The sequence below is a fragment of the Burkholderia catarinensis genome (genome assembly GCF_001883705.2).
GTDB classification, from domain to species: Bacteria; Pseudomonadota; Gammaproteobacteria; order Burkholderiales; family Burkholderiaceae; genus Burkholderia; species Burkholderia catarinensis.
The window spans coordinates 97,037-108,897 of sequence record NZ_MDEQ02000015.1 but is presented as its reverse complement, the minus strand read 5'-3'; the positions used below and the strand labels follow the sequence as shown (position 1 = coordinate 108,897).

The window sequence follows — 11,861 nt, the reverse complement described above, 5'->3', positions numbered from 1 at the left end:
CCGGCCGCGGGCGCGCCGTCATGCGCGCGCCTGCGCCCTGGTTACCTTCGGCAAGCCTTTCGCGCGTGCCTGCCACAGGTCGTAGGCGGCTTGCTGCGCGAGCCACAGGTCCGCACGGCCGCCGTTCTCTTCGCCAAGCCACGCCTCGAGGCGCAACGCCATTTCCGGCGAGATGCCGGCGTGGCCGTGCAGGATGCGCGACAGCGCCGCCCGCGTCACACCGAGCTGCGCGGCGGCCTCGGTGACAGTCAGGCCGAGCGCCGGCAAAACGTCGTCGCGCAGCGCCTCGCCCGGATGGGGCGGATTGAAGATGCGAGTCATGGCGTTGAATGACCTCAGTGATAGTCTTGATAATTGACCAGGACGACATCGGGGCCCTCGAACCGGAACGTCAGGCGCCAGTTGACGCTCACGCTCACCGAACAGTAACCCTCCAACCCGCCGGCGAGGCCATGAAAGCCCCAGCCCGGCACGTTCATGTCGAGCGGCTGACTCGCCATGTCGAGACGGACGAGCTGGCGCCTCAGCCTCGGGGCATGGTCCGGTCGAATGCCCGCCTTGCTTCCGTTCGTGAAAAACGCTTCCAGCCCCTTGTGCTGCCATGACTTGATCATGGGACTCCCACACGCGAGGCGATATCGACAGCATGGCCCGCATGTCGTATATCCACACTATACGAATCGCCTGATTGAATTGTCAATTTGACCGGTACGAAAACACGCACGCGGATCATCCCGTGCCCTCGCGATGCCCGGACTCGCGCCGCCGGGCCCACCCGTCCCGACCCCGTCCATCCCGCCGCACCACCTGAATCTGCCCGCCCGCCGCCCGCGCAACCAGTCAGCCGTTCGGCGGATATCGTCCCGCTCCCCCTCGCAAGCGAAGCCGAACACCCGCCCCGCGCAGGACGCCCCTGTCGGCTGCATGTATCATTTGCGGTTGAGATCAGCACGACGAACGACGCCGCCCGGCATGGCGCGGTGTCGGGCGAGCCGCGCTGACCGCCTTGTTCGCCATGGAATTCCGGACCCAGTGAAACTCTCGTTCACCAAGATGCACGGCGCGGGCAACGACTTCGTCGTGCTCGACGGCTATTCGCGCGCGTTGCCGCCGCTCACCGAAGCGCAGGTGCGCGCGCTCGCCAACCGCCACTTCGGCATCGGCGCAGACCAGTTGCTGCTTGTCGAAAAGCCGACCGTCGACGGCGCGGATTTCAAGTACCGGATCTTCAATTGCGACGGCGGCGAGGTCGAACACTGCGGCAACGGCGCACGCTGCTTCGTGAAATTCGTCAGCGACCGCGGCCTGACCGACAAGCGCAGCGTGCGTGTGCAGGTGATGAAGGGCCTGATCACGCTGACGCTGCAGGACAACGGCGAAGTCGTCGTCGACATGGGTGCGCCCGTGTTCGCGCCGGCGCAAGTCCCGTTTGAAGCGTCGGGCCTCGACGGCCGCACGGAGGGCCGCGACACGCTGTGGCCGCTCGATGTCGGCGGCGCGACGCGCTGGATCTCGACGGTGTCGATGGGCAATCCGCACGCGGTGCAGGTCGTCGACGACGTCGAAGCGTATCCGGTGCTGGAAGAAGGCCCGCTGATCGAGCGCCATGCGCGCTTCCCGCAGCGCGTGAACGCCGGCTTCATGCAGATCGTGTCGCGCAGCGAAGTGAAGCTGCGCGTGTACGAACGCGGCGCGGGCGAGACGCTTGCGTGCGGCACCGGCGCGTGCGCGGCGGTCGCGGCCGGCATCCGGCGCGGCCTGCTCGATTCGCCCGTGACCGTCCACACGCACGGCGGCACACTGACGATCGGCTGGGACGGCGCGCGCGACGAAGCCGCCGCGCTGATGATGGCCGGCCCCGCCACGACCGTGTTCGAAGGCGAGATCGACCTGAACGCCTGACCCTGCAACGTCCTTGATAACTGAACGCTCCAGCCACATGAACGATCGCGAAGTCGCCGACTACCTGCTCGCCAATCCCGAATTCTTCGCGCAGCATGCCGAACTGCTCGCGACGATCCGTCTCGCGAACCCGCACGGCAAGGCCGCGATCTCGCTGCAGGAGCGGCAGATGGAAATGCTGCGCGACAAGAACAAGCATCTCGAGCGCCGCCTCGCCGAGCTCGTGCGCTACGGCCACGAGAACGACAGCCTGTCCGCGAAGTTCAGCCGCTGGACCGCACGCGTGATCTCGGAACGCGATCCGTATGCGCTGCCGCGCACGATCGCCGACGGCATCGCCGACGTGTTCGACGTGCCGCAGACGGCACTGCGCGTGTGGGACGTCGCCGACACCTACGCGCAAGCCGACTTCGCGCGCCAGGTCGGCGAGGAAGTACGCCTCTTCACGAACGGCCTGTCGACGCCGTACTGCGGCGCGAACACGGGCTTCGAAGCCGCGCAGTGGCTTGCGCCGGCGGTAGCCGCGTCGGCCGCGAATGCGGCGGAAGGCGCGGAAGCCGCACCGGCCGGCGACGGCACGGCCGCATCGGTCGCGCTGCTCGCGCTGCGCGCGCCGCTCGCCGGCACCGATGCCCCCGCGTTCGGCCTGCTCGTGCTCGGCTCGCCCGATCCGCGCCGCTTCCACGACGGGATGGCCACCGACTTCCTCGCGCAGATCGCGACGCTCGCGAGCGCCGCGCTCACGCGCCTGCTGCCGCACTGATCCTGCCCCACGCGATGACAGACGATCCGGTCGCCGCCTACCTGTCGAACCTGAAGCACGTCAGGCAGTTGTCGGAACACACGCTGCGCGCGTACACGCACGAACTCGACGAGCTGAAGAAGCTCGCGGCCGGCCGGCCGCTCGAAGCGCTGACGGCCGCCGACATGCGCGGCGCGGTCGCGCGCGCGCACGCGGGCGGGCTGTCCGCGCGGTCGATCTCGCACCGGCTGTCCGCGTGGCGCGCGTTCTACCGCTGGCTCGCGCAGCGCATCGAGATGCCCGCGAACCCGGTTGCCGCGGTGCGCGCGCCGAAACGCGCGAAGACCTTGCCGAAGGCGCTGTCGGTCGACCACGCGTCCGCGTTGATGGACGCGCCGCTCGCCGGCACGACCGAAGGCATCCGCGACCACGCGATCCTCGAGCTGTTCTATTCGTCGGGGCTGCGCCTGGCCGAGCTGATCGGGCTCGACGTCATGTACACGCAGGCCGACGGCTACCGCTCGGCGGGCTGGCTCGATCTCGCCGAGGCCGAAGTCACCGTGCGCGGCAAGGGCAACAAGGAACGCAAGGTGCCAGTCGGCCGCAAGGCGATCGATGCGCTGAATGCATGGCTCGCGGTGCGCGGCGAATTCGTGAAGCACGACCCGCATCCGCTGTTCCTGTCCGTGCGCGGCAACCGGATGGCGCCGGGCGTCGTGCGCGAGCGCGTGAAGCGCGCGGCGCTCGCCGCGGGCATCCCCGCCAACGTCCATCCGCACGTGCTGCGCCACTCGTTCGCGACGCACGTGCTGCAGTCGAGCGGCGACCTGCGCGCGGTGCAGGAACTGCTCGGCCACGCGAGCGTCGCCGCGACGCAGGTCTATACGTCGCTCGACTTCCAGCATCTCGCGAAGATTTACGACAGCGCGCATCCGCGCGCGAAGAAGCGCGACTGACGCGCGTCCCGTGTTACCCGCCGCGCGCGGCGACCGGCAACGGTCGGCTCCGGGCGCGGCCCATTTCGATCTCATCATGCAAACTGTCACACTCAAGCCGTCCAAGGAAAAATCGCTGCTGCGCCGCCATCCGTGGATCTACGCCACCGCGATCGACCGCGTCGACGGCAAGCCCGCGCCCGGCGCGACCGTGATCGTGCGCGCGCACGACGGCCGCTTCCTCGCGCGCGGCGCGTACAGCCCGCAGTCGCAGATCCGCGTGCGCGTCTGGAGCTTCGACGAGAACGAGCCGGTCGACCACGCGTTCTTCAAGCGCCGCGTGCAGCGCGCGGTCGCGCACCGCACGACGATGGTGTCGGGCACGGGCGCGGTGCGGCTCGTGTTCGGCGAAGCCGACGGGCTGCCGGGACTGATCGTCGACTACTACGTCGCGGACACCGCCGAAGCCGGTGCGGCGCCGCGCGGCCAGCTCGTCTGCCAGTTCATGGCCGCGGGCGTCGAAGCGTGGAAGGACGCGATCGTCGCGGCGCTCACCGGCGCGACGGGCTGCCCGAACGTGTACGAGCGCTCGGACGTGTCGATCCGCGACAAGGAAGGGCTCGAACAGACGACCGGCGTGCTGGCCGGCGACGCGCCGCCCGCGACGCTGATCTCGAACGAAAACGGCGTGCGCTATCACGTCGACGTGCCGAACGGCCACAAGACGGGCTTCTACGTCGACCAGCGCGACAACCGCGCGCTCGTCGCGCAGTACGCGGCCGGCCGCGACGTGCTGAACTGCTTTTGCTACACGGGCGGCTTCTCGCTTGCGGCGCTCAAGGGCGGCGCGAACCGCGTCGTGTCGATCGACTCGTCGGGCGACGCACTCGCGCTCGCGCAGCAGAACGTCGTCGCCAACGGCTTCGACGCCGAACGCGCGACCTGGCTCGACGCGGACGCGTTCAAGACGCTGCGCCGCCTCGTCGACGAAGGCGAGCGTTTCGACCTGATCGTGCTCGATCCGCCGAAGTTCGCGCCGACCCGCGACAGCGTCGATCGCGCGGCGCGCGCGTACAAGGACATCAACCTGAGCGGCTTCAAGCTGCTGCGTCCGGGCGGCCTGCTGTTCACGTACTCGTGCTCGGGCGCGATCGACATGGACCTGTTCCAGAAGATCGTCGCGGGCGCGGCAGCCGACGCGAAGGTCGACGCGCGCATCCTGAAGCGGCTCGGCGCGGGCGTCGATCACCCGCTGCTCGCCGCGTTCCCGGAAGGCGAATATCTGAAGGGCCTGCTGTTGCAAATCGTCTGATCGCCCCGATCTTGGCGGACACCCCCTGCCCGCCGCCCCTGCGTGGCGGGCCTGCGCTTTCGCCCGTCGTCCGGACGACGGGCGGGGGCTTGACAGGTATGTTTCAATGAATGGCTGTGCGCCCCGCGCGACGCACACCCTGGTTTTGACCCCGATTCACGAACCACAGGCGACCGACATGGCCACTCCCGTCACCATCCTTACCGGCTTCCTCGGCAGCGGCAAGACGACGCTGCTCAAGCGCATCCTGAACGAACAGCACGGCATGAAGATCGCCGTGATCGAGAACGAGTTCGGCGAAGAGAACATCGACAACGAAATCCTCGTGCAGGATTCGAACGAGCAGATCATCCAGATGAGCAACGGCTGCATCTGCTGCACGATCCGCGGCGACCTCGCACGCGCGCTCGGCGATCTCGCCGCGAAGAAGCGCGAAGGCAAGCTCGACTTCGACCGCATCGTGATCGAGACGACCGGCCTCGCGAATCCGGGCCCCGTCGCGCAAACCTTCTTCATCGACAGCGAAATCGCCGACGACTTCCTGCTCGACGCGGTCATCACGCTGGTCGACGCGAAGCACGCGAACGCGCAGCTCGACGAGCACGAAGTCGTGCAGCGCCAGGTCGGTTTCGCCGACCGCCTGTTCGTCACGAAGTCGGATCTCGTCGACGACCAGACCGTCGCCGGCCTCAAGCACCGCCTGATGCACATGAACCCGAAGGCGACGATCAAGGTCGTGAACTTCGGCGACGCCGACATCAAGGAGATCTTCGACCTGCGCGGCTTCAACCTGAACGCGAAGCTCGAGATCGACCCCGATTTCCTCGCCGAGGACGATCACGCGCATCACCACCACGATCACGACCATGATCACGATCACGCCGGTTGCGACCACGATCACGGTCAATGCGCGCACGATCACGACCACGGCCACAATCATCACCACGCGCACCACGACGACAAGATCAAGTCGTTCGTGTACCGCAACGACCGCCCGTTCGACCCGAACAAGCTGGAAGACTTCCTCGGCGGCATCCTGCAGATCTACGGCGAGCGGATGCTGCGCTACAAGGGCGTGCTGTACATGAAGGGCGTCGACCGCAAGGTCGTGTTCCAGGGCGTGCACCAGATGATGGGCAGCGACCTCGCCGCGAAGTGGCTGCCGGTCGAGAAGAAGACCAACAAGATGGTGTTCATCGGCGTCGACCTGCCGCAGGACCTGATCACCGACGGCCTCGACGCCTGCCTCGCCTGACCCTCGCGGGCGACCTTCGCGCACCCCGCCGCCCGGCCGCCTTCGCAGGCGGTTGCGGCTGCCGCGCGACGCCCTTTGCGGGCAGGGTTTCGCCGTCATCGCTTTTTCGCGATTTGCGCGTTATATTTTCTAGATATTGGCGCAACGGGCGGGGATCGACCCGATACGGCGCCCGCTTGCGATTCAGTTACAATACGTGCCCGCTGGAGTACGGCAACAAATAGGCCCGGTTCTTGCAGAACCAGTTGTCCGGGCATCGCAACCGCGCCGGATCGTCAATCCGCCATCCGGCCGCGGCCGATGCGATCTGCCGCGCAGCATACCGGTTCGCCGCGCGCGCAAATCCGTGCCAGGCCTATCCTGGTATTTGAGAACCGGTTTTCCAGAGGCTTTCGGCCCCGCGGCGGCAAATCGCAAATGATTGCAAGCGCGGTTGCGGGTAATCCCAAAGTGCAGGCAATATCTATCGATTTGCCGCACATTGAAGAAGCAAGCAGATGACGAAGAAACCCTTGACCGAAGCCGAAATCCTGAAGATGAGCGACAAGGATTACATGAATGAGGATCAGCTCGCCTTCTTCAAAAATCGGCTCGAACAGTTGCAGGCGGACATCCTCAAGAATGCAGGCCAGACGACCGAGAACCTCCGCGAGACGGTGATCGTGCCGGATCCCGCCGATCGCGCGACGATCGAGGAAGAGCACGCGCTCGAGCTGCGCACGCGCGACCGCGAACGCAAGCTCCTCAAGAAGGTTCAGCAGTCGCTCGCCCGCATCGATTCCGGCGATTACGGCTGGTGCGAGGAAACCGGCGAGCCGATCGGCATTCCGCGCCTGCTCGCGCGCCCGACGGCCACGCTGTCGCTCGAGGCGCAGGAGCGCCGCGAACTGCGCCAGAAGCTGTTCGGCGACTGATCGAGCGGGCGTTCCGCTCCGACACGCTGCTTCCCGGAAGCGCGCGGCCTGCCGCGCGCTTTTTGTTTTTCCGGCACCGGCCCAGGGCCGGTTCCCGGCCGGCCGATTTGCCCCTCCGCCTCTTGATATCCCGGCGCCCGCCCTAAAATGAAACGGACGCGCGCCGGGCCGCTCCCCGGCGCACTGCGATTCACGCGGCGGCGCCTCGCGCCGCCCGACTCTTCCCCGTTTTTCTCAAGGAACGCAGATGGAGCAATTTCACGGCACGACCATCGTTTCGGTCCGGCGCGGCGACAAGGTCGCGCTCGGCGGCGACGGCCAGGTAACCCTCGGCAACATCGTCATGAAGGGTGGCGCGCGGAAAGTGCGGCGGATCTACAACAACCAGGTTCTGGTCGGATTCGCGGGCGGCACCGCCGATGCGTTCTCGCTGCTCGACCGCTTCGAGGCGAAGCTCGAAAAGCACCAGGGCAACCTGACCCGCGCGGCCGTCGAGCTCGCGAAGGACTGGCGCACCGACCGGATGCTGCGCCGCCTCGAGGCGATGCTGATCGCGGCCGATGCGACCACCACGCTCGTGATCACCGGCAACGGCGACGTGCTCGACCCCGAAGGCGGCATCTGCGCGATCGGCTCGGGCGGTGCGTATGCGCAGGCCGCGGCCCGCGCGCTCGTCGAGAACACCGAGCTGTCGCCGCGCGAGATCGTCGAGAAGTCGCTCGGGATCGCCGGCGACATGTGCATCTACACGAACCACAACCGCATCATCGAAACGATCGAGTAAGGACCGCCCCATGAGCACCATGACCCCTGCCGAGATCGTCTCGGAACTCGACAAGCACATCATCGGCCAGGCCAAGGCGAAGAAGGCCGTCGCGGTCGCGCTGCGCAACCGCTGGCGCCGCCAGCAGGTCGCCGATCCGCTGCGCCAGGAAATCACGCCGAAGAACATCCTGATGATCGGGCCGACGGGCGTCGGCAAGACCGAGATCGCGCGCCGCCTCGCGAAGCTCGCCGATGCGCCGTTCATCAAGATCGAGGCGACCAAGTTCACCGAAGTCGGCTACGTCGGCCGCGATGTCGACAGCATCGTGCGCGACCTGATCGAGATCTCGGTCAAGCAGACGCGCGAAGCCGAGATGCGCAAGGTGCGCAGCAAGGCGACCGACCAGGCGGAAGACCGCGTCCTCGACATCCTGCTGCCGCAGCCGCGCGCGGTGGGCTTCGGCGGCAATGCCGATCACGCGAACGACGACAACAACGCGACGCGCCAGACCTTCCGCAAGCGCCTGCGCGAAGGCCAGCTCGACGACAAGGAAGTCGAGCTCGACCTCGAGCAGCCGTCGGCCGGCATGGACATCATGGCGCCGCCCGGGATGGAAGAGATGACCGAGCAGATCCGCTCGATGTTCTCGAACCTCGGCAGCGGCAAGAAGCAGCGCCGCAAGGTGAAGATCAAGGAAGCGCTGAAGCTGCTGACCGACGAGGAAGCGGCGAAGATGCTGAACGAAGAGGAAGTGAAGACGAAGGCCGTGCAGAACGTCGAGCAGAACGGCATCGTGTTCCTCGACGAGATCGACAAGATCACGTCGCGCAACAACGAAGGCAGCGGCGGCGAAGTGTCGCGCCAGGGCGTGCAGCGCGACCTGCTGCCGCTCGTCGAAGGCACGACCGTCAACACGAAGTACGGGACGGTGAAGACCGATCACGTCCTGTTCATCGCGAGCGGCGCGTTCCACCTCGCGAAGCCGAGCGACCTGATCCCCGAACTGCAGGGCCGCTTCCCGATCCGCGTCGAGCTCGATTCGCTGTCGGTGAACGATTTCGAGGCGATCCTCGTCGCGACCGACGCGAGCCTCGTCAAGCAGTACCAGGCGCTGCTCGCGACCGAAGACGTGCAGCTCGAATTCGCCGACGACGGCATCCGCCGCCTCGCGGAGATCGCGTATTCCGTCAACGAGAAGACCGAGAACATCGGCGCGCGCCGGCTGTACACGGTGATCGAGAAACTGCTCGAGGAAGTGTCGTTCTCGGCCGGCAACCACGCCGGCGAGCGCGTGACGATCGACGCGAAGTATGTCGACCGGGCGCTCGGCGAAGTGGCGCAAGACGAAGACCTGTCGCGCTACGTGCTGTAACGCGCGCGGCATCGAATGCGAAACGGGCGGCCCGGCGGGCCGCCCGTTTTCATTGGTGCGTCCGACGGGCAACCGTGCGCGGCCCGCCCGCGTGCATGCCCGCACCTCGCAACCCGCATCGTGCGTCGTACCGGACCGACAGCCGCCGCGGCAACCGCGGCGCGCCGCTTACTGCCGCACCGGCTTCTTCGCCAGCTTGCGCTGCAGCGTGCGGCGGTGCATGTTCAGCGCGCGCGCGGTTGCCGAGATGTTGTTGTTGTTCTCGGCCAGCACGCGCTGGATGTGCTCCCATTCGAGCCGGTCGACCGACAGCACGACCGGATTCTCGAGCGCTTCGTCCGCCTGCACTTCGGTCGCGTTGGTCTGCAGCGCGGCCAGGATCGACTCGACGTTCGCGGGTTTCGCGAGGTAGTTGTCGGCGCCTTCCTTCACCGCCTGCACGGCGGTCGCGATGCTCGCGTAACCGGTCAGCACGAGAATCCGCGCATCGGGCTGCAGGTCGCACAGCGGCGCGATCAGGCTCAGGCCCGAATCCTCGCCGAGATGCAGGTCGACGGTGATGAACTGGAACTTGCCGCCCGCGGCGAGCCTGAGCGCCGCCTCCTTGTCGTGCGCCTGCTGGACCGCGTAACCGCGGCGCTCGAGGCCGCGCGCGAGCGTGCCCGCGAACACCTCGTTGTCGTCGATCACCAGGAAATTGTTCTCGCTCATGTGGTTTCTCCGTCTACGTGTTGGTTGAGGCGGCCGGCGCGGCGACGCGCACGGCCGGCAGGCGCAGCACGGCCCGCGTGCCGCGCGCGGCGCTCGCGCGGCTGTCCGGCGTGCCGGCCGTTCGTTCGGCCACGCGTTCGCCCGTTCGCTGGCCCGCGCGTTGTCCCGCGCGTTGTCCCGATGCGGCAGCGTGACCATTCGCCGCACCGCCGGCCCGCCCGTTGCCGCCCGCTGCGCGCGGCGCGATGTCGGACAGTTCGATCTCGCCGCCGAGCCGCGCGGCCGCACTGAACGCGAGATACAGGCCGACCCCGTGCCCGCCCTGCGTGCTGTCGACCGGCATCGCGCCGAGCGATTCGCGCAGCGCGGCCGGAATGCCGGGCCCGTCGTCGCATACTTCGAATTCGATCTCGTCGGCCGTGCGGTCGTGCCCGACCTTCGCGGCCAGCGTCACGCGCTGCGGGCTCGCGCGCGCGGCGTTGTCGAGCAGGATCGTCAGGATCTGGCCGGCCGCGACCGTATCGTCGAGCGCGACGCCCGCCGGTCGCGCGCCGAGCAGCTCGAACTGCACGTGCGGATGCCGCAGGCGCCAGTGCTCGACGAACGTGTCGAGCCAGTCGTCCACCGGCTGGCGGCTCGCCGGCGCGCTCGCGCGGCTGCGCAGGCGTGCGAGCGCCGACGTGCAGAGCGTCATCTGTTCCTCGAGCACCTTCAGGTCGGCCTCGTAGCGGGCCAGCCCCGGATCGGCGCGCGCCGCGTCGCGCAGTTCCTCCGCGAGCATCGCGATCGTCGACAGCGGCGTGCCCATCTCGTGCGCGACGGTGGCGGCCTGCACGCCGAGCGCGACCGCCCGCTCGTCGCGCAGCAGGTGCTGCTGCGCTTCGCCGAGCGCCGAATCGCGCTGGCGCAGCGCCTTCGACATGCGCGCGACGAACCACGCGATCAGCCCGACGCTGACCATGAAGTTCGCCCACATCCCGGTGCGGTAGTAGTCGAACAGGTTCGCGGGATTGTCCATGTTGAGCGGCACCGAATCGAAACCGAGCGCCGCGTAGCATGCGACCGCGAACGCCGCGAGCCAGATCATCAGGTGCCACGGCAGCACGGCCGCCGCGATCGCGAGCGACGGCAGGTACAGCGACACGAACGGATTGGTCGTGCCGCCCGACAGGAACAGCAGCGCGGACAGCGCACCGAGGTCGACCCACAACTGGCCGAGCAGCTCGAAATTGGTCTCGGGCCGCGCGCGCAGCACGCGCACCCAGGTCAGCGCGTTGAAAACGATTTCGAGCGCAATGACCATCAGCATCGCCGGCAACGGCAGATGCACGCCGAAATAGGTCTGCACGACGCCGATCGTCACGAGCTGGCCGATGATCGCGAGATTGCGGAGCCAGAACAGGTGGCTGAGGTTGACGCGCCCGGTGGTGGTGATTCGTTGCATCCGGGCAGTTTACCCGTTTAGCGGGCGGGGCCTCTAGCGGGGCCGGATCGGCGCGCACGAACGGGACGCACCGCGTGCACGGCCGGTGCCGTCAGCCGGCCGCGCCGGCCATCCGCTGCGCGATCTCGTCGGCGAGGCACTCGGGGCACCGGCAGCGCGCGCCGGCCGCCGGCGGCGTACCGCCGGGCAGCCCCGGCATCGACGCGCACCAGCAGTCGAACGGCTGCGTGCGGGCGCCGCAGTCGAAGCTGCGCCCGCAATGCGGGCAGCGCGCGCGGCGCGGGGCGCAACGGACGTCGGCGACAGAATCGGTCATGGCGGAATCGCGGAAGCGGGCGTGAGGTCGCCCCACGCGACAAGCATAGCGTGGCGCACGGATTTTGCACGCCGGCCACCCGGCCGATGTCCGTCGCGAACGCACGCGGACCACCCCGCCAGCACCGTCCCCGCACCGCTGCCCGCATCGCGCAGCGCCATAGCCGGCGGGCCGCCGCGTGCGGTGCCCCAG

General features: G+C 68.0%; 13 protein-coding genes. 8 read left to right on the top strand and 5 right to left on the bottom strand.

Translation table 11 applies throughout. The features are described 5' to 3' along the window. Positions 1 to 18 precede the first annotated feature (18 nt). Entirely contained in the window at positions 19 to 321 is a 303-nt protein-coding gene (locus tag BFF94_RS24015; RefSeq protein ID WP_128843810.1) for a HigA family addiction module antitoxin, read from the bottom strand. Positions 322 to 335: 14 nt separating this feature from the next. Then, positions 336 to 614: a type II toxin-antitoxin system RelE/ParE family toxin gene (locus tag BFF94_RS24010; RefSeq protein ID WP_128843811.1), complete on the bottom strand. Its 279-nt coding sequence runs from the start codon at positions 612 to 614 to the stop codon at positions 336 to 338. Positions 615 to 1,032: 418 nt separating this feature from the next. Here BFF94_RS24010 and dapF point away from each other — a divergent pair, with 418 nt between their 5' ends. From dapF to hslU, 8 genes are all read left to right on the top strand, one after another. Then, positions 1,033 to 1,902 (top strand): diaminopimelate epimerase, encoded by an 870-nt coding sequence (gene dapF / locus BFF94_RS24005; protein WP_219139931.1) that lies wholly within the window; start codon positions 1,033 to 1,035, stop codon positions 1,900 to 1,902. 37 nt (positions 1,903 to 1,939) lie between these two features. Then, positions 1,940 to 2,665 (top strand): DUF484 family protein, encoded by a 726-nt coding sequence (locus BFF94_RS24000; protein WP_219139930.1) that lies wholly within the window; start codon positions 1,940 to 1,942, stop codon positions 2,663 to 2,665. A 14-nt stretch (positions 2,666 to 2,679) separates the two neighbouring features. Next, complete coding sequence (xerC, locus tag BFF94_RS23995; protein ID WP_219139929.1) at positions 2,680 to 3,600, top strand: tyrosine recombinase XerC; 921 nt, start codon at positions 2,680 to 2,682, stop codon at positions 3,598 to 3,600. A gap of 76 nt (positions 3,601 to 3,676) precedes the next feature. Next, positions 3,677 to 4,891, top strand: coding sequence for a class I SAM-dependent rRNA methyltransferase (locus tag BFF94_RS23990; RefSeq protein WP_128842702.1), 1,215 nt, complete (start codon positions 3,677 to 3,679; stop codon positions 4,889 to 4,891). 178 nt (positions 4,892 to 5,069) lie between these two features. Further along, the gene (locus BFF94_RS23985; RefSeq protein ID WP_128842703.1) at positions 5,070 to 6,146 is read left to right on the top strand and encodes a CobW family GTP-binding protein; all 1,077 of its coding nucleotides are present in this window, start codon (positions 5,070 to 5,072) and stop codon (positions 6,144 to 6,146) included. Between the two features lie 497 nt (positions 6,147 to 6,643). Next, positions 6,644 to 7,060 carry an RNA polymerase-binding protein DksA gene (gene dksA, locus BFF94_RS23980; protein WP_128842704.1) on the top strand — a complete coding sequence of 139 codons (417 nt, stop codon included), beginning with the start codon at positions 6,644 to 6,646 and terminating at the stop codon, positions 7,058 to 7,060. Between the two features lie 247 nt (positions 7,061 to 7,307). Continuing rightward, a complete protein-coding gene (gene hslV / locus BFF94_RS23975; RefSeq protein WP_114178356.1) occupies positions 7,308 to 7,844 on the top strand; it encodes an ATP-dependent protease subunit HslV in 537 nt (178 codons plus the stop codon). Between the two features lie 10 nt (positions 7,845 to 7,854). Then, on the top strand, positions 7,855 to 9,198 hold the full coding sequence (gene hslU, locus BFF94_RS23970) for an ATP-dependent protease ATPase subunit HslU (protein ID WP_128842705.1): 1,344 nt from the start codon (positions 7,855 to 7,857) through the stop codon (positions 9,196 to 9,198). Positions 9,199 to 9,366: 168 nt separating this feature from the next. Here hslU and BFF94_RS23965 read toward each other — a convergent pair whose 3' ends face one another. The 3 genes from BFF94_RS23965 to BFF94_RS23955 form a co-directional block, all read right to left on the bottom strand. Next, the gene (locus BFF94_RS23965; RefSeq protein WP_021156278.1) at positions 9,367 to 9,909 is read right to left on the bottom strand and encodes a response regulator transcription factor; all 543 of its coding nucleotides are present in this window, start codon (positions 9,907 to 9,909) and stop codon (positions 9,367 to 9,369) included. A gap of 13 nt (positions 9,910 to 9,922) precedes the next feature. Next, on the bottom strand, positions 9,923 to 11,353 hold the full coding sequence (locus tag BFF94_RS23960; protein WP_219139928.1) for an ATP-binding protein: 1,431 nt from the start codon (positions 11,351 to 11,353) through the stop codon (positions 9,923 to 9,925). Positions 11,354 to 11,444: 91 nt separating this feature from the next. Further along, a complete protein-coding gene (locus BFF94_RS23955) occupies positions 11,445 to 11,669 on the bottom strand; it encodes a cysteine-rich CWC family protein (protein ID WP_219139927.1) in 225 nt (74 codons plus the stop codon). Between the last annotated feature and the right edge of the window lie 192 nt (positions 11,670 to 11,861).